The 17,665-nt window shown below is 72.4% G+C and carries 16 protein-coding genes and 1 riboswitch; of the genes, 4 read left to right on the plus strand and 12 right to left on the minus strand.

All coding sequences use genetic code 11. From position 1 onward, the window contains the following. Positions 1–56 precede the first annotated feature (56 nt). The gene (locus ACFW2Y_RS26640) at positions 57–296 is read right to left on the minus strand and encodes a hypothetical protein (RefSeq protein WP_384884180.1); all 240 of its coding nucleotides are present in this window, start codon (positions 294–296) and stop codon (positions 57–59) included. A 140-nt stretch (positions 297–436) separates the two neighbouring features. Further along, positions 437–1,777: a diacylglycerol/lipid kinase family protein gene (locus ACFW2Y_RS26645; protein WP_384884183.1), complete on the minus strand. Its 1,341-nt coding sequence runs from the start codon at positions 1,775–1,777 to the stop codon at positions 437–439. Positions 1,778–2,216: 439 nt separating this feature from the next. Here ACFW2Y_RS26645 and ACFW2Y_RS26650 point away from each other — a divergent pair, with 439 nt between their 5' ends. Then, positions 2,217–3,902 (plus strand): sigma-70 family RNA polymerase sigma factor, encoded by a 1,686-nt coding sequence (locus ACFW2Y_RS26650; RefSeq protein WP_384884185.1) that lies wholly within the window; start codon positions 2,217–2,219, stop codon positions 3,900–3,902. Positions 3,903–4,172: 270 nt separating this feature from the next. Next, positions 4,173–4,955 (plus strand): molybdate ABC transporter substrate-binding protein, encoded by a 783-nt coding sequence (modA, locus tag ACFW2Y_RS26655; RefSeq protein ID WP_384884188.1) that lies wholly within the window; start codon positions 4,173–4,175, stop codon positions 4,953–4,955. A gap of 151 nt (positions 4,956–5,106) precedes the next feature. On the opposite strand, the gene ACFW2Y_RS26660 is transcribed toward modA, so the two are convergent. The 7 genes from ACFW2Y_RS26660 to ACFW2Y_RS26690 all read right to left on the minus strand — a co-directional run bounded on the left by ACFW2Y_RS26660 (position 5,107) and on the right by ACFW2Y_RS26690 (position 11,549). Next, a complete protein-coding gene (locus ACFW2Y_RS26660) occupies positions 5,107–6,618 on the minus strand; it encodes an MFS transporter (RefSeq protein ID WP_384884191.1) in 1,512 nt (503 codons plus the stop codon). Between the two features lie 103 nt (positions 6,619–6,721). Further along, on the minus strand, positions 6,722–7,099 hold the full coding sequence (locus ACFW2Y_RS26665; RefSeq protein ID WP_384884194.1) for an ArsR/SmtB family transcription factor: 378 nt from the start codon (positions 7,097–7,099) through the stop codon (positions 6,722–6,724). Further along, positions 7,072–7,905: an ABC transporter ATP-binding protein gene (locus ACFW2Y_RS26670; protein ID WP_384884197.1), complete on the minus strand. Its 834-nt coding sequence runs from the start codon at positions 7,903–7,905 to the stop codon at positions 7,072–7,074. Before ACFW2Y_RS26670 ends, ACFW2Y_RS26665 begins: the two co-directional genes overlap by 28 nt. Further along, positions 7,902–8,891, minus strand: coding sequence for a FecCD family ABC transporter permease (locus tag ACFW2Y_RS26675; protein WP_384884224.1), 990 nt, complete (start codon positions 8,889–8,891; stop codon positions 7,902–7,904). Before ACFW2Y_RS26675 ends, ACFW2Y_RS26670 begins: the two co-directional genes overlap by 4 nt. A gap of 116 nt (positions 8,892–9,007) precedes the next feature. After that, positions 9,008–10,063, minus strand: a complete 1,056-nt coding sequence (locus tag ACFW2Y_RS26680) for an ABC transporter substrate-binding protein (protein ID WP_384884200.1) — start codon at positions 10,061–10,063, stop codon at positions 9,008–9,010. 65 nt (positions 10,064–10,128) lie between these two features. After that, positions 10,129–10,309: riboswitch (cobalamin riboswitch) on the minus strand. Between the two features lie 55 nt (positions 10,310–10,364). After that, positions 10,365–10,574 (minus strand): cold-shock protein, encoded by a 210-nt coding sequence (locus ACFW2Y_RS26685; RefSeq protein ID WP_384884203.1) that lies wholly within the window; start codon positions 10,572–10,574, stop codon positions 10,365–10,367. Positions 10,575–10,955: 381 nt separating this feature from the next. Next, a complete protein-coding gene (locus ACFW2Y_RS26690) occupies positions 10,956–11,549 on the minus strand; it encodes a TetR family transcriptional regulator (protein WP_384884206.1) in 594 nt (197 codons plus the stop codon). 115 nt (positions 11,550–11,664) lie between these two features. Here ACFW2Y_RS26690 and ACFW2Y_RS26695 point away from each other — a divergent pair, with 115 nt between their 5' ends. Then, complete coding sequence (locus ACFW2Y_RS26695; RefSeq protein ID WP_384884209.1) at positions 11,665–12,879, plus strand: alkane 1-monooxygenase; 1,215 nt, start codon at positions 11,665–11,667, stop codon at positions 12,877–12,879. 63 nt (positions 12,880–12,942) lie between these two features. On the opposite strand, the gene ACFW2Y_RS26700 is transcribed toward ACFW2Y_RS26695, so the two are convergent. The 3 genes from ACFW2Y_RS26700 to ACFW2Y_RS26710 form a co-directional block, all read right to left on the minus strand. After that, complete coding sequence (locus tag ACFW2Y_RS26700) at positions 12,943–14,280, minus strand: MFS transporter (protein ID WP_384884212.1); 1,338 nt, start codon at positions 14,278–14,280, stop codon at positions 12,943–12,945. Positions 14,281–14,668: 388 nt separating this feature from the next. After that, the gene (locus ACFW2Y_RS26705; RefSeq protein ID WP_384884215.1) at positions 14,669–15,655 is read right to left on the minus strand and encodes an NAD-dependent epimerase/dehydratase family protein; all 987 of its coding nucleotides are present in this window, start codon (positions 15,653–15,655) and stop codon (positions 14,669–14,671) included. Positions 15,656–15,669: 14 nt separating this feature from the next. Continuing rightward, entirely contained in the window at positions 15,670–16,620 is a 951-nt protein-coding gene (locus ACFW2Y_RS26710) for a ScbA/BarX family gamma-butyrolactone biosynthesis protein (RefSeq protein WP_384884218.1), read from the minus strand. Between the two features lie 129 nt (positions 16,621–16,749). Here ACFW2Y_RS26710 and ACFW2Y_RS26715 point away from each other — a divergent pair, with 129 nt between their 5' ends. Beyond that, a complete protein-coding gene (locus ACFW2Y_RS26715) occupies positions 16,750–17,430 on the plus strand; it encodes a ScbR family autoregulator-binding transcription factor (RefSeq protein ID WP_384884221.1) in 681 nt (226 codons plus the stop codon). The last annotated feature ends 235 nt before the right edge of the window (positions 17,431–17,665 follow it).

Consider the following 17,665-nt stretch of genomic DNA (forward strand, 5'->3'; position numbering starts at 1 on the left):
TCCGCGGCCCGCCCCGACGTGCGGGCCGCGGAAGGGCGGTGGTCCGGGCCCGCCGATCAGCCGGTGCCGTGGTCGAGGACGTTTCCGTCGGCGCAGTGGTTGACGGTGTCGCCCGTCCACGCCCCGCCCACGGGGACGACCGCCAGTTCCTGGAGGCAGACGGCGGCGGCGCTGAAGTTCCAGTTGTTCGCGGCGTTGACGCCGCTTCCGAAGTTGGCGTCGTCGTCGGCATGGGCCGGTGAGGCGAGCGCAAGGCCCGTGAGGGCGAGGGCAGCGATGGAAATGATCTTCTTCATGGCTTGCCAACGACCTACGGTGCGTCGGGTCACCGGGTCGCACCCGAAGTCCCCCCTCAGGGCCGCGACCGGACGGGGCCCCTTCCCCGTGCGGTGCTCGGAGGCTCTTCGCCGTGCTCGGGGCGAGGCGCTTCGTCCCCTCAGGGCGCCGCCGCCCCGGTCCCGAACGCGAGGTCGAGGATCCGACGCCATTTCACGGGGGGCACCGGTGGCGCAGCACCCGGGCGGTCACGGGGCACCTGGACCCTCAGGACGCCCGGGCGCAGCGTGCACACGACGGGGGTGGGCATCCGCAGTGCCTCGCCGTCGACCGCCACGGGGATCTCGTCCGCGTCGGACGTCACCTCGACCCGCTGGGCGGCCATGACGGTGAGCCCGGTGGACTGCGAACCCCGTACGGCGAGGTCGGCGGCTTGGGTCGCGTCCTCGACCCGGATCGCGAGCACGCCCAGTTCACCGTCGTCGAGACGGGGCCGGCGACCGCTTCCACTGAGCTCGTCGGGCGAGACGTACGGGTTGTTGCTGACCAGCACCGCCTGCTGGGACGAGAGGGCCGTGCCGTCGACGCGCGCATCGAGCCGTCGCACGCCCTCGCCGAGCAGGAGGTCCGGCATGACCTTCAGGATCGTGCCCGTCTTGTCGTCGCGGTACTCGGGGCGTTGGACGACGTCGGCGTACACCCCGAAGGACACGGTGTTGACGAAGGCCCGGCCCGCGACGTCGCCGAGGTCGACCCGGAGCTCCTCCCCGTCGACCAGCGCCTCCAGACAACGGGCCGGGTCGGCGCGGTCGAGTCCCAGGTCCAGGGCGAAGTGGTTGCGGGTGCCCGCCGACACCACGAGGAAGGGCAGGTCGTGCTCGGCGGCGACCGCCGCGACCAGGGCCTGGGTGCCGTCGCCGCCCGCGACGCCGAGCAGGTCCGCGCCCTCGGCGACGGCTTGCCGGGCCAGTGCGGCGATGTCGGTCGGGGCCGACGGGTCGAGGAGGACCACTCGTGCACCGAGCTCCTCCGCCCGCTCGACCAGGCCGAAGCGGGCGACCTTCCCGTCCCCCGACTTCGGGTTCATGATCAGGACCGGTCGTTCCGCGCGGACGGCCGACACCGCCGGTACCGGTCGTTCGGGGCGCGATCTCCGCAGCGCCTCACGGGCGAAGGCCAAGGCCGCGCCCCAGCACAGCCCCAGGACCAGGGCCGTCACCCAGCGGCCGTCGTGCGCGAGCAGCACCAGGACCGCGACGGGCGCGCCGACCGCGAGGAGCACACCGAGCAGGCGCACCGAGCCGCGGCGCGCCACGAACCACCAGGTGCCGACGGCGCAGAGCACCAGGCCGAGGAACCCGGCACCGACCACTTCCAGTCCGCCGTTCCCCAGCGGCAGCAGGATCACGATCACCGAAGCGACGACCGCGAGCACCGCGAGCCGTGCGAGGAACCGCACGTCCGCGCTCACCCGGGGGCCCGTCCCGCGCCGCCTGCCCATGGGTCCCTCTCCTCTCCGCTCTCCCCGCTCGACCGCGCGCACGGCCCGGGAACCAGCCTGCCCGCTGCCGGTCGGGAGGGCATCCGAGCGGGTCCGCGCGGATGAACGGGCCGGGGCAGCGCACCGGTCCCGTCCCGGAGGGGGCATCGCGTCAGGCGCGGCGGCGCAACGGCTCGAAGGGCGGGTTCTCGAACGCCTCGCCGATCTCGTCGTACTGCCGCACGCCCATCGCGCCGCCTGACGCACGGTCTTGCCCCGTCCTGACGAGCAGCCGTACCGGCAGAAGCCACGGAGCCCCTGGGTGTGCCCCGGCCTCCCCTACGACGAGGACGAGGTTCTTGGAATTCGTCCGCGGCTTTCTGTTATCGGACCCGCCGCCCCGTGCTCTCCCATCCGTTGGCCATCGACGACGGCGGGAGCAGACAGGGTGATGGGGAGCATGGGCGCACAGCACGTCACGGAACTGGTCAGGGCGGCACAGGGCGGAGACCCTCGGGCCCAGGACCGGCTCGTCGAGCTGCACCTGCCCCTGGTCTACAACATCGTGGGCCGGGCGCTGAACGGTCACCACGACGTCGACGACGTCGTGCAGGAGACGATGCTGCGGGCGCTCGCCGGGCTCGGCGGTCTGCGTTCCCCGGACAGCTTCAGGTCCTGGCTGGTGGCGATCACCATGAACGGCGTGCGCAGCCACTGGCACCGGCAGCAGCAGGCCGGGATACCGACGGGCGACCTCGACGACGCCCGCGGTCTCGCGCAGCCGGGGGCCGATTTCGTGGAGCTGACCGTGGTCCGACTGAACCTGTCCGGACAGCGTCGGGAGACCGCCGAGGCGGCGCGCTGGATGGAGCCGGACGACCGTGACCTGCTCTCCCTCTGGTGGCTGGAGTGCGCCGGCGAACTGACCCGTCACGAGGTGGCCTCCGCCCTCCAACTGTCGCCGCAGCACACGGCGGTGCGGATCCAGCGGATGAAGGACCGCCTGGAGGCCGCACGCGTGGTCGTGCGCGCCCTGGCACAGAACCCGCCCTGTCCGACCCTGCAGTACGAGACGGGCGCCTGGGACGGCCGGCCCTCGGCCCTGTGGCGCAAGCGCATCGCACGGCACGCCCGGAGCTGTGCGCACTGCGCGGGGCTGTGGAGCGGGCTCGTCCCGGCGGAGGGGCTGCTCGCCGGGCTGCTGCTGGTGCCGCCCGCCGCGATGCTCCTCACGGGCATACGCGAGCGGGCGGGCTTCGAGGGAGCGGCCACCGGGGCCGCCGCAGACACCGCACCCCTCGCCGCCGCCACGACGGCCGCCGCCCCGACACTCGGGCACGGCGCCCGGAGCGCCCGCACGGCCCGTCGCCGCCGGCGGCAGCGGCGGCGCGACCGCAGGCGTGCCGTCCTCGCGGCGGGCATCGCCGTGGTGGCGGTCACCGGAGGGGCCTTCGTGCTGACCACCGGCCCCGACGAGGGCAAGGAGTCCCGGGAGGGAACGCTCGCGGCGACCGACGGCGTCGGGCTGCCCACGGTGCAGGCCCCCACCACGGTCACGACCACGCCGTCCGCCTCCGCCACTCCCTCGCGTTCCGCATCGCCGACCCCGAGCAAGACCCCCCGTCCCTCCCACACCGCGTCGACGGCCCCGCGCACCTCCCCTCCGACACCGTCCCGCTCTCCGCGGGCAACGCGGACGCCCTCGCCGTCGACCGCTGCCCCCACTGCCACACGCACGGGATCCGGCTCCGGCGGCGGTTCCGGCTCCGGTTCCGCGGAGCAGCAGGTGATCAGCCTGGTCAATGCGGAGCGTTCCAAGGCGGGTTGCGGGCCGCTGAGCGAGAACGCCCTGCTGACAAAGGCGGCCCAGGGACATTCCGACGACATGGCCGCGCGGAACTTCTTCGACCACACCAACCCGGACGGCGACGGGCCCGGCGAGCGGATCACCGCTGCCGGATACGCGTGGTCGTCGTACGGCGAGAACATCGCGAAGGGGCAGACCACCGCGGCGCAGGTGATGGACGCCTGGATGAACAGCCCCGGTCACCGGGCGAACATCCTGAACTGCGGTTTCAAGGAGATCGGCGTAGGTCTGCACACCGCCGGCGGCCCGTACTGGACACAGGCCTTCGGGTCCCGCTGAGCACCGGCGGGCACGTGCACCGGGGCGCTCGGACGCGTGGCGGAAACGGCGACCGAGGGGCATGACGGTCGTGGGAGCGGGTGGGAGGGGCACGGCCCGGGGTGATGCGGAGGACGAGGGACGTCCCGAGAGCGGGCAGGGGCTCGGAAGGTCTCGGGGCTTCCAGCAGGCACCCCCCTTCATCCCTTCCTCCTATCCACCTCTCATCAGCTATGGAGACTCCCACAGACTTGTTGCAGATGCGAGCCTTCGCTGCCTAACGTGTCGCACATGCCACTGACCACACGTCGTGTCGCCACGGCCGCTCTCGCCGTATCCCTGCTCACTCCGCTCGCCGCCTGCGGGAGCGACGCACGAGGGGACGCACCGAAGGGCTCCGGGGCACCCTCCGTCCGGCTGACGGTGCTCGCAGCCGCCTCGCTGACGGACGCGTTCAAGACGGCCGGGGCCGCGTACGAGGAGGGCCACCCCGGGACGACGGTCACCTTCTCCTTCGCCGGCTCCCAGGAGCTCGTCGCCCAGGTCGCCCAGGGCTCCCCCGCCGACGCCCTGGTCACCGCGGACACCAGGAGCATGGACAAGGTGCGGGCGGACACCGGCACTCCGACCGTCATCGCGAAGAACCGGCTGGTCATCGCCACCGCCGAAGGGAACCCCTTCGGGGTCGACGGGCTCAAGGACCTCGCGGATCCCGGGCTCAAGGTCGTGCTCGCCGCCCCCGGGGTTCCGGCCGGAAAGTACAGCCGGAAGGTCCTCGACGCCCAAATGATCGCCGTGCGGCCGGTCTCCCAGGAGCCGAACGTCCGCGCGGTGCTCAGCAAGGTCGAGCTCGGCGAGGCCGATGCCGGGCTCGTCTACGAGACCGACGTCGCGAGCGCCGGGGACAAGGTCGACGCGGTCGAGATCCCGGACGCCCAGAACGCCGTCGCCTCCTACCCGGCCGCCACCCTCAAGGAGTCGAAGAACGCCGAAGCCGCAGCGGCGTTCGTGACCTGGCTGTCCTCGCCCGCGGCGCAGGAGCTCCTCCAGGACGCCGGCTTCCAGGCGCCGTAGCCGCCGGCACCGCACCCTGCCCGCGCCCCGCCGCGTCCGCCCGACGGAGGCGGCGGGCACCAGAGGAGTCCACCACCGGGCGCGCCGGGGCGGGGAACCGAACCGCCCCGTCGCCTTCCCGGACTCCGCCGTGCGGGCGGTGGAGCGGCGTTCAGCGTCCGGGGCTCGACGCCCGCATCGCGGCACGGGCGGCCGCCTTCGCCCGTCCTGGTGGCGGCGGCCATCGCCGGTGCAGGTCGTCGATGTGGAACGCGTGCACGTGGGAAGCGCCCCCTCCCGCCACGTGCGGGTGTCCGGCAGGAAGTTCGGGGTGGTCGTGCTCCAGCGCGGCCGGGTCGTCCCGGGGCCAGAGGCGCACTGCGGCCACCGCCCCGAGGAGGGCGAACCCCGCGAGCACGACCGCCGAGACCGCGGGAGCGACCCGTGCGGCAAGCACTCCGGCCAAGGGGTAGGCGAGCAGCCAGCAGGCGTGCGAGAGGGAGAACCGGGCGGCGAAGGCGGCCGGCAGGTCATCGCTCCGGGCGGAGCGGCGCAGCACCCGGCCACCGGGGGTGAACACCGCCGAACCGGCCGCGCCGAGGACCAGCCAGAGGGCGAGGAGGGCGGGCCAGGACCAGGTGCCGGGCGCGACGGAGAGACCGAGGGCGAGGAGGGCGAGGGCGCCGGGCAGGACGAAGGCGGCCCGCAGCATGAGCCCCCGGTCGTCCCGCCGGCTCAGGACGCGGGGCAGCAGCAGGGCCACGGCCATGGATCCCGCACCGTACGCACCGAGCGCGAGCGGTACGTCCCCGGAGCCGCGCCCCAGGACGTCGCGGACGAGGAGCACGGTGTCGACCAGGACCACGGCCCCGGCCGCCGCGACGGCCAGGTCGAGCGCGAGCAGGGCCCTCAGGCGCGGGGTGGCGAGGAACAGTCGCATGCCGAAGGCCACGCGGGCGTACCGGTCGCGCCCCGCGACTCCGACGCGTGGTCCGGCTCCGACGCGTGGTCCGGCTCCGACGCGTGGTCCGGCTCCGACGCGTGGTCCGGCTCCGGGCTCCGTTCCCGGGTCGACGTCCCGTTCCGCGTCGGACCGTCCGCCCGGTGCGTGCCCGGGTGCGGGCAGGCGGGTCGTCCGGACGAGGAGGGCAGAGACGAGGAACCCGGCGGCGGTGCCGGTGAAGAGCCAGCCGTACGGGGCCAGGGCGAGCAGGGCGGCGGCGAGCACCGGGCTCGCCAGGTTCTCCAGGTCGTAGGCGAGTCGGGAGAGGGAGAGCGCCTCGGTGTAGTCGCGCTCTTCGGGCAGCACCTGGGGGATCGTCGCCTGGAAGGTCGGGGTGAAGACGGCGGAGGCGGCCTGGAGCAGCAGGATCAGGACGTACGCCTGCCAGACCCGGGTGACGAAGGGGAGCGCCAGCACGACCGTCGCCCGCGCCAGGTCCATCGAGACGAGCAGGGCGCGGCGGGGCACGCGTACGGCGAGGGCGCCGGCGAGCGGGGCGATCCCCACGGAGGCGGCCATCTTGATGGCGAGCGCGGTGCCGAGCACGACGGCGGCGTCCGCCCCGGCCAGGTCGTAGGCGAGGAGGCTCAGTGCGACGGTGGCCAGGCCGGTGCCCGCGAGGGCGACGACCTGGGCGCCGAAGAGGCGTCGGTAGGTGCGGTTGCGCAGGACGGACAGCATGGGGGTGCCCCCGGTCGGCCATGGCGAACGACTGGTGGCTCCACCGTAGCCGACGCGTGCACGATTGCGCACATGTCGATGTCCTCGGGCCCGGAAAGGAGCGTCAGTCGTGCCAGGGCTCCCCCGTCACCTGGTGGTCGGCACGGTTGATCGCCTCGACGACCAGACGCTTCAGATGTCCGTCGGGCATCACGTACACGACCCGGCGGCCGTCCTTCCGGGACTGGACCAGTCCGCCGAGGCGGAGTTTGGCGAGGTGTTGGCTGACCGCGGGCCTCGCGGCCCCGCACGCCTCGGTGAGGGCGCTGACATCGGATTCGCCCCGGGTGAGCAGCCATACCAGGTGGAGCCGGGTGGGGTCGGAGAGGAGACCGAACACCTCGGCCGCTGAAGCGAGTTCACGTGCTCCCGGAGTCCGCTGGTGGGGCCGGGCAGCGGGGGCGGAATCGGGCGCTACGGATTCGGGTTCGGACCTGGACATGGGCCCACCGTACCCAGGAAGCGGATGTGGGGGCGCCCGTCGGGCCCCGGTCGGGTCACGACGCTGCGGACGCGGTAGACCTCGGCGATGAGCTTCTCGGTGAGCACCTCCTCCGGCGCCCCGCTCGCCACCACCCGCCCCCGGGCGAGGACCACGAGCCGATCGCAGTACATCGCCGCGAGGTTGAGGTCGTGCAGGGCGACGACGGCGGTGAGGCCGAGGCCGGCGACGAGGGCGAGGAGGTCCAGCTGGTGTTGGACGTCGAGGTGGTTGGTGGGTTCGTCGAGGAGGAGTTCGCGCGGCTCCTGGGCGAGGGCACGGGCGATCTGGACGCGCTGGCGTTCGCCGCCGGAGAGGGTGCGCCAGGGCTGCCGCGCACGGTCCGCGAGCCCGGTGCGTTCGAGGGCGGTGCGGACCGCCGCCTCGTCGGCGGCCGAGGCCGGGGCCCAGGCCCGGCGGTGCGGCACGCGACCGAGGCGGACGACGTCGACGACGGTCAGATCGGTCCGGGTGTCGGCCTGCTGCTCGACCGCGGCGAGGCGCCGGGCGACCGTGCGGCGACCGAGCCCGCCCAGCGGCTCCCCGTCGAGCGTGACGGTCCCGGAGTCGGGGGCGAGGACGCCGGAGAGGAGGCGCAGCAGCGTGGACTTGCCCGATCCATTCGGTCCGAGCAGCCCGGTGACGGTCCCCGGGACGAGCCGGACGCTGACCCCGTCGAGGACGAGGACGTCGCCGGCCCTGCGCGAAACCCGATCGGCGCCGAGTCCGGTGCCGGCGCTCGCCCGCCCGCCCGCGGTTTCGGTCATCGGGTGCTCCTGGTGCGGTACAGGACGAGGACGAAGGCCGGCACGCCGATCAGCGAGGTGAGCACGCCCACCGGCACCTCCTGTGGATCGAGCACCGTGCGGGCGAGCGTGTCGGCCCAGACCAGGAAGACCGCCCCGGCCAGGGCCGTGATCGGCAGGAGACGGGCGTGTCCGGGCCCCGCGAACGCACGGGCCGCGTGCGGCAGGACGAGGCCGACGAAGCCGATCGCACCTGCGGCGGAGACCAGGGCGGCCGTCAGGAGGGCGGTGACGCACAGCAGGACGAGCCGGGTCCGCACGACGGCGACGCCGAGGGAGGCGGCGGCCTCCTCTCCGAAGGCGAAGGCGTCCAGGGTCCTTGCGTACCCGCCGCAGACGAGCAGGGCCGCGGCGAGGACGGCGAGGCACGTCCCCACCTCGGTCCAGCCGGAGCCCGCGAGCGAGCCGAGCAACCAGAAGAGCACTCCCCGGGTGGTCTCGGCGTCGGCAGCGGTCATGACGACGAAGGAGGTGAGGGCGGAGAAGAGCTGCATCGCGGCGACACCGGCGAGGAGCACCCGGTCCGTCGAGCCGCCGAGGGTGTGGCTGAGGAGGAGGACGAGCGCGAAGGAGACCACGGCGCCGAGGAAGGCGCCACCGGTGACGGAGAGGAGGCCCCCGCCGACGCCGAGGACGACGACCGCGACCGCGCCGGTCGAGGCTCCGGAGGAGACGCCGAGGACGAAGGGGTCGGCGAGCGGGTTCCGCAGGAGTGACTGCATCACCGCTCCGCAGACGGCGAGTCCGGCTCCGCAGACGGCGGCGAGGAGGGTGCGGGGCAACCGCAGGTCCCAGACGATCCCGTCGCGGATCGGTGAGAGCGTCGAGGTACCGCCGGTGAGGTGTGCGGTCACCACGGACCCGACCTCGCCGACTCCGATGTCCGCCGGCCCGATGGTGATGGCCACGGCCACCGACAGGGTCAGCAGGGCGGACCCGAGCACCATCCACAACAGCGCCCCGGGCCCGGTCCGGGCTGATGGCGGAGCGTCTCCGCTCGCCCCGCCGGGGGCTCCGAAGGCTCGACCGGGAGCGTCGGCGACCTCGCTCCGGGGGTGCGCGGTCACCCGGCGAGACCGTACGAGCGGAGCGCAGCCGCCACCTTCTCGATGCCCTCGACCGTGCGGAGGGTGGGATTGAGCGCCTGACCGCTGAGCAGGACGTACCGCTTGTTCTTCACCGCCGTCATGTTCCGGGTGACGGGGTCGGACTCCAGGAATTCGATCTTCTTGGCGGCGCTCTCGGCCGACTGTGCCCGGCGGGTCAGATCGCCGATCACGAGGACGTCGGGGTCACGGTCCGCGACGGTCTCCCAGTTGACCTGGGGCCACTCCTCGCGGGTGTCGTCGAAGACGTTCTTCGCGCCGAGCGCGTTCGTGACGATGCCGGGGGCCCCACAGCAACCCGCCGCGTAGGGTGCCTCCGCGTCGGAGTACCAGTAGAGGACGGTGGCATCGGTGAAGTCGGCCGCCGCCGTGGCGCCGGTCACCCTGGCCTTGAGCTCGGCGACGAGCGCCTCGCCCCGCTCCGGGACCGCGAAGACCTCTGCCAGGTCCCGGATCTCGTCGTAGACCGTCTCCATGGTGAGCGGGCGGGTGCGGACCCCGTCGCCGTCGCCGCTGTTGTCCTTGCCGACGCAATCGGTGGGCGAGAGGTAGGTGGGGATGCCGAACTGCTCGAACCGCTCGCGGGTCGCGACGCCGCCCTCGCCGAGGGTGTACGCGAAGGAGGCGGCGGCGAAGTCGGGTTCGACGTCGAGGACCTTCTCGAAGGAGGGGTAGCGGTCGGCGAGTCGCGGAACCTTCGCGTTCTCCCGTTCCAGGCCCTTCAACACCGGGTCCGTCCAGGTCGCGGTGCCCACCATGCGGTCGGCGAGGCCGAGGGAGAGCATGATCTCCGCTGCGCCCTGGTCGAGGGCGACGGCGCGCCGGGGCGTCCGGTCGACGCGGACCGGTCGGCCGCAGTTGTCGTCGAGGGCCACCGGACGGGCGTGCTCCGAGGTGCCCGTACCGGACGGAGCGGCGGCGGACCCGCCGCCGCAGGCGGTGGCCGTCGCGGCGAGGAGGACGATGCCGGCGAGGGCGGGCAGGGCGGAGCGGACGGGGGGTGCGAGCGGCACGGGAACTTCCTCTGCGGCCACGGCTCATACGCGGAGCCTGTCGTACGGTGCTCCCCGGACGGCTGCGTGCCGCCGGGGCCGCCAGCAGGTCTTCGGACTCGGGGTCAGCCGGACGGAGCGCCTTCCCGGGCCCGTCGTGCTGCCCAGTGGCCGATGCGCCGCCCGTCGCCCTCACCGCTGCGCGTCAGTTCCGGTCTCGCACCGGATTCCCTGACCCGTGCACGTACCCGCTCAGGTGCGTACAAAGGTGCGACTGGCTTCGGCACAGTACCACCGGGCCTCGGGCGCACACCGACCCCCGTCAGACGCGCAGTTCCTTCGCCTCGAAGCGGCCCTCGCCGAGGACCAGGACGAAGGTGACCTGCTGCCCCTCGGAGAGGACGCGGTCCTCGCCCTCGATGTCCTCGGCGCTGAAGTAGACCTGCTCCTCGGAACCCACCGGGACGACGAAGCCGTACCCGCCGAGACGGTTGAAGGACCGCACGAACCCCTTGCTCCTGCCTTCCACCACGACCTCCTCATCACCGGCGGCGCGACGGAACGGGCCTCGGGCGCCGGACCCGTCCGGCACCGATCGGCCGGCCGTCGGCCGCGCCCGCGCCTCAGGTGAGGTGTACCCCGCCGCCCCGCCCTTTCGCCACCGACGCCCCGTGGGCGGAACACCTTCGAACATCTCGTAGAATGTTCAACAGAGGTCCGCTGTCGGAGATCCCCCGTGTCCGACAGCGGACCTCACCTGTTCCCGGTGGCACCGGGAACGGACGGCGAACACCCGCGAGCCGCACGACGCCCCGCACCCTCGCCGACCGCGGGGAGCGGGGCGGGTCGGCCGGGGAAGGACCGGTTCGGCACCCGGACCGCGCCGAGCCACCCCTTCAGCCGCCCGGGCCGCTCAAGCGCCACCGGGGTACGCGATCCTCGCGGTGATCCTGGCGATGCGCCGCGCCGACTCCTCGGGCGCGGCGGCCGGCTGGACGATGTGGCTCACGGTGAGTCGCACGATCGTCTCGACGGCAAGCCCGCGGGACTCCTCGTCCACATCGGGCCAGGCCTCGATCGCGTACGCGTCGAGCATCGCCATCGCCGTGCCGAAGACCGGTTCCGGGCGGGTCGTGAGGTAGGCGAGGAGGTCGTCCTCACCTCCCCGTGCCGCAAGGAGGACGCTCTTGATGAGCGGATTGTCCACGGCCTGCTGAAGCGTGTAGCCGACGCCTGCGGCCGCTGCCGCCTCCAACTCGCCCCGATGGGCGTCGAGTTCACGCTGAATGCCGAGCAGGAAGCCCTCCAGCTCACGCTGGACCAGCGCATTGCCTATGGCGTCCTTCGAGCCGAACTCGTTGTAGAGCGTCTGTCGACTGATGCCGGCGGCCCGTGCGACGGCGGCCATGCGCAGCCCGCCCCACCCTTCGGCGGCGACGAGGCGGTAGGCGGCGTCAAGCACCTGCTCGCGCAGGAGGGACCGAACACTCTCGCGGAAACGTGTCATCGTGCCCCCACTTTATCCATGGGGCACTGTCCAAAGCATTGACGATCAACAGGAAAGACGTCTATCAAATGGACAGAAGGCATGCAAAGTGTCCAACCTCTGTGAGGAGCCGGTCTTGCCCCTGCCCAGCGACTCCCCCGACACGCCGGAAGCGCCCCGAGCCGCCGGCGCTCCCGAAGCACCCGCCGCCTGGCGCGACCCCAAGCGCCACCTCTGGTTGCTCGGTCTGCTCATCCCGGCCTTCCCCTTCCTTTCCTGGGGGTTGACGACCACTACCGGCCTCGGCGTCTTCTGGTGGACCGGTCCCCTCGTCCTGTACGCGATCTTCCCGATCGTCGACCACCTCATCGGCAAGGACTCCGCCAATCCGCCGGACAGCGCGATCGCCCTCCTCGAACAGGACCGCTACTACCGCTGGTGCACCTTCCTCTACCTGCCCCTCCAGTACTCCGGTCTCGTCCTCGGCTGCTGGCTCATCACCCGGGGCGACCTCTCCGCGGTCGACCGGATCGGACTGACCCTCACCCTCGGTGGAGTCGCCGGCATCGCCATCAACACCGCCCACGAGCTGGGGCACAAGACGGAGGCCCTGGAGCGCAGGCTCTCCAGGATCGCGCTCGCCCAGACCTGGTACGGGCACTTCTACGTCGAGCACAACCACGGCCACCACATCCGCGTCGCCACCCCGGAGGACCCTGCGAGCGCCCGGCTCGGTGAAAGCTTCTGGCGCTTCCTGCCGAGGACCGTCCTCGGTAGCCTCACCTCGGCGTGGCGCCTGGAGGAGCGACGCCTCCGACGCCGGGGACGGTCCGTGTGGAGCCCGCACAACACGGTCCTCAACTCCTGGGCCCTGTCGCTCGTGCTCTTCACGGCACTCGCGCTCGCCTTCGGCCCCGGAGTCCTGCCCTACCTCACCGCCCAGGCCGTCTTCGGCTTCTGCCTGCTCGAAGTCATCAACTACACCGAGCACTACGGCCTCAAGCGGGAGCGCACCCCGAGCGGCCGGTACGAGCGCTGCGCCCCGCGCCACAGCTGGAACAGCGACAACGTCGCCTCGAACGTCTTCCTCTACCACCTCCAGCGGCACAGCGACCACCACGCCCATCCCACCCGGCGCTACCAATCGCTGCGCCACTTCGACGAGGCCCCCGAGATGCCCACGGGGTACGCGGGAATGATCGTCCTCGCATATGTGCCCCCGCTCTGGCGGCGCGTCATGGACCCGCGGGTCCTCGCCCACTACGACGGGGACGTGACCCGCGCGAACCTCCAACCGCCCCGTCGGAAGCGGCTCCTCGCACGGTACGGGGCGGCGGCCCCCCGAGGATGAGGCCGGCGCCCTCGCCGAGGGGGGACCCGCCCGTGACCGGACGCAGCGGCCCGGGGCGACGGGTCACCCCTCCTGTCCCCCGGGGGCGGCACCGCGCACCGGCCGTTCGTCGGGATCGGTGTCGGAGCGAAGTCGAACACGGGCGTCCTCGGACGCCTCCTCACGGTCGGAGGGACGACGCGTCCGCCGGTGCTCGAAGACGAACGCGACGAGGGCGGCCACGACGGAGACGAGGCCGCCGGACCAGAGGCCCGCGCGGGCACCGAGCCGTTCGGTGAGCAGACCGACGAGCAGGGCTCCGAGCGGGGTGGTGCCCTGCAGGATCACGGTGTAGAGGGCGAGGATCCGGCCCCGGTAGTGGGGGTCGCTGCCGAGCTGGATGCGATGGTTGGCGGCCTGCAAGAAGTAGACGGAGGCGAATCCGGTGAGCCCGAGCAGACAGGCCGCACCGATGAAGCCCGGCGCCCACCCGGCCGCCGCCTCCAGCACCCCGAAGGCGAGGGCCGCGCCGATGACGGTCCGGGCGGCGGGACGCCCGCTGCGCCGGGTGCCCGCGATGGCCCCCAGGAGGGAGCCGGACGCGAAGGAGGCGGTGAGGAGGCCGAAGGAAGCAGCATCGGCGCGGAACACCGTCTTGGCGAGCAGCGGCAGGGTCAACGGGAAGTTCATGCCGAAGAGGCCGATCGCGGCGACGAGCAGCATCGGCAGGGTGAGGTCGATGCGGGAGGCCGTGTACCGCAGTCCGTCCCTCACCCGCACCTCCTCCCGCCCCGCGGCGCCGTCCGCCACGACACGCCCGCGGTACTCCTCCGGCCGCACCATGCGCAGTCCGGCGACGGTGGCGAGGTAGCTCACCCCGTTCAGCGCGATGGCCCAACCGGTACCGAAAGCGGTGATGAGCAGTCCGGCGAGGGCCGGTCCGGCCACTCGGGCGATGCTGAAGTAGGCGGCGCTCAGCGAGGAGGCGTTGGGCAGCAGTTCGTTGCCCACCAACTCGCCGACGAACGACATCCGGGTGGGGACCTCGACCGCGTTGACGATGCCGACGCCGAGGGCGAGCAACCAGACGTGCCAGAGCCGTACCGTCCCCGTCAGGTCGAGCACGGCCAGGGTCAGGGCCAGGGCCCCCGCCGCCAGGTTGGCGAGGGTGAGGAGCATCCGCTTGTCGTACAGGTCGGCCAGGCGCCCTCCGTAGAGGGTGAGCAGCAGCACCGGGGCGAACTGGAGGGCGGTGACGATCCCCAGGGCCGTGGCGGAGTCGCCGGTCATGCCGAGGACGAGCCAGTCCTGGGCGACGACCATCGTCCAGGTCCCCGCGACGGACACCAGCTGCCCGGCCGCGAAGAGCCGGAAGTTGCGGACGGAAAGGGAGCGGAAGGTGGTCGGCGGAGCCTTCGGCAAGAGCGCGGATCACACCCCGGGTCGTACGGACGGTTTTCGCCCCGCACGGAAGCAGCGGTGCAAGACGCTCGCCGTACCGCCACCCGGTTTATCGATGGCCGTCTTCACTTCCGGAAGAACTCCGTTCCCCTTCTCGCCCAATCCTTTTATCGACACTGCGGCACGGCGCGCCCGCCCTGCTCCGCGCACCCAGGAGAAGGGCCCGGCCGGAAAGCACGGTAAGTGCATCGACAATTCGCACATTACCAAGCAGTCGCTTTTTTCGAATTGAGCGACAGGGGGCAACGGGGTGAACCTCGGCTCCCCTCCGAGGCGCCGTCCCGTTGCCGTGCGCCCGCCGGGGCGACGGGCGGCCCCGAAGGGGGGGAGCCACGTGGCGGAGAAGGGCTCAGGACGCGCCGCCGAGGAGCTTCCGGTACCAGGGCAGGTGATCGGCGAAGTCCGCCCCGAAACCCGGACCGGGGTCGCAGCCCCAGTCCTGCCAGGGCCGCTCGTCGGCGAACCAGTGGTCAACGGCGAGCATGTCGAGGTGGTGGCCCGCGAAGGGGAGGCCCGCGAGCAGCGCCCTGGCCCCGGCGATGTCGACCGCACGGTCCCGGGGCCGCTCCTCCGCACCGTCGACGAGCTCCTCGACTGCGGCGATCAGTTCCGTCACCGGGACCGGCTCGGGGTGGCCGACGTAGTGCGGACCGGCCTGGACCGTCGGTGCGAGGGCCGCGCCGAGCAAGGCGCGCGCCAGTGCCCCGACGTCGATCATGGAGTGCAGCGAGGACCCGCCGTCCAGCGGTCCGGGCAGGGCGGCGAGGAGCCGGGCGATTCCCGGCACCACCTGCCGGTCACCGGTGCCGTACACCAGGTGCGGTCGCAGTACCGTGCCGCCCGCGTCCACGACGTGCCGCTCTCCTGCCGCCCGGGTACGGCTGGTCGTCGATCCGGGGGCGAGCGGAAGGCTGCCGGGCCTCGCCGCACGGAAGGGGCCGCGGCCGTGGACGGATGCGGTGCTGAGGGCAACGATCCGGGTCGCCCCGGCCTCCAGGGCCGTGTCGACCAGGGCCCGGGTGCCCTCGTCGTTGACCGCGCGGGACACTTCCTCCCCGGCGCCGACCGCCGAGGCGCAGTGGACCAACACGTCGATGCCGGCACAGGCTCGACGGAGCGCTTCGGCGTCACGGAGGTCGCCGGGAACGGCCTCGACCGTCGGGCGGTCCACCGCGCGCGCGCCTTCCCCGGCCGACGTGGTGCGTGCCGGCGGCGGAACGACCGGACGGCGGGCGAACAGTCGCACGTGCGCCGGCTCCGGGGCGAGCGCCGCGAGCGCCGCCACCCGACCGCCGATGAATCCGGTCGCGCCGGTGATCAAGACGCGAGGTCCCATGACCCTGGTCCGGTTCAACCCGCCAGACGGTCGTCGCGGCTTGCGCCGACCAACGCCAGGTCCGGGGTCGGGGAGGTGATCGTGGAAAGGAAGACGGCGCGGCCGTCCTGCAGCCCGGTGACCCTGACGGTGGCCGCCCGGGGATCTCCCCCGGCCAGGACCTCGGTTTCGATCCAGCAGGGACTGTCGAGTTCGGCGTACCGGGAGAAGGAGACGTCCATGGCCGTCGGCAGGAAGGCCTCGCCGCCGAGCGTCGCCACGGCCGCCTGCCGGGCCGCTTCGAGGAGCAGCATCCCCGGTATGTGGTCGTTCGGGCGGCGGAAGAGCGTGGGGTGTCCGGTGTTGATCCTCAGCCGCCACTGACGGGGGCGGGTGCCGGGGGCGAGGACGACGTCCCCGCTGCGCCGGCGGCCGACCAACTGCGGGTCGACGCCCGGCACCAGCGGAACCGGACGGCCCAGTGCGGCCATGCGCTCGCCGCGGATCCTGCGGTAGGTGGAGGCCGAGGTGCAGCGGGTCATGCTGGTCCCGGTGGCGAGGTGGCGGCCGTCACGGGTGAACACCATGGTGGTGCGCAGGCCACGGAGGCTGCCGCGCCGGTCGTCCACGTCGGAGCAGATGACGTCGACGGTGACGTTCGGGGAGAGTCCGCTCACGGCGAGGACCTCGGCGTCAACCGAGTAGCCGAGGCCGTACATGACGAACTGGTCCTCGACGGGTACCCCGAATTCGGCGTGAGCGACGAGCATGGTCACCTGACGTATCGTCTCGGCCACCAGCACCGGGTCGTGGCGGTCGCCCGCAACCGGGGAGAAGAAGGGATGTGCGGCAGGCAACTGGGCGGAGACGGAGAACCGACTCTCCGACAATCGGGTCCAACCCGTGGGAATGATGTCCACGGGGTCCGCTCGATGGACGAACTCCCCGGGGACGCGCGTCCTCGTTTCCGGACAGTTCTTCACCACGGATCCCCTTTGCGTCCACGCGCCCCTGGGGCGGCCTGTCCGCCCGACCTAGAATACGTACAGCGCGGTTTTCTTTTCAATGCTTCACGTCACACGGTGAGCACGGACAGCGACACAGCAGGAGGCGCCTTGGCTCAGCAAGCGCGTGCAATAAAGACCCGGCGGGCGATCCTGGAGTCGGCCGCCACCGTCTTCGCGGAGCGCGGGTACGAGCGCACGACCATCGGCGAAATCCTGGTGCGCGCCGGGGTGACCAAAGGGGCGTTGTATTTCCACTTCGCCTCCAAGGAGGACCTCGCCCTGGGCGTGCTCGACGCGCAGATGCTCGACGTACCCCTGGCTTCGCAGGCGATCAAGCTCCAGGAACTCGCGGACCAGGCCTTCCTGCTCGCCCACCGCTTGCAGCGCGACGCGCTGGTACGGGCCAGCGTCGCCCTGGCGCTGGACAGCGGTGCCACCGGGGTCGACCGGGTGGCCCCCTTCCAGGCCTGGATCGATCAGGTCTCGGAGATCCTGATGGTCGCGAAGGCGCGCGGGGAACTGCTCGTCCACGTGAACGTGACGGACACGGCCCAGCTCTTCTCCGGCGCCTTCTCCGGAGTCCAGGCGATGTCCCAGATCCTGTGCGACCGCAGCGACCTGCTCCATCGCGTCTCGGTGCTGCTCCAGCACTTCATGCCGAGCATCTGCACTCCGGCACTGCTGACCGGTCTCGACCTCACCGAGGGACGCGCCCGGACGCTCGGCGCCGATTACGACGCGACCCTGCGCCGTAGGGACCAAGGAAACTTCACGGAAGCCTCCGACTGAGGAAGCAAACCGTCCGGTCCCCTCCGCGCCCCGACACCAAATGGTGTCGGGGCGCCCTGGCATCATGGCACTGAGTGTGTTTTGCTGAGGGTACTCAGTGCCACAAGCGTCTAGGGGAGCTCCACATCATGGCTAAGGACTTCGACCTGTACCGGCCTTCCGAGGAGCACGACATGCTCCGGGAGTCGGTGCGTGCCCTCGCGGAGGCGAAGATCGTTCCGTTCGCGGCGGCGGT

It is taken from the genome of Streptomyces sp. NPDC058877, assembly GCF_042742855.1.
In the GTDB taxonomy this organism is placed as follows: Bacteria; Actinomycetota; Actinomycetes; order Streptomycetales; family Streptomycetaceae; genus Streptomyces.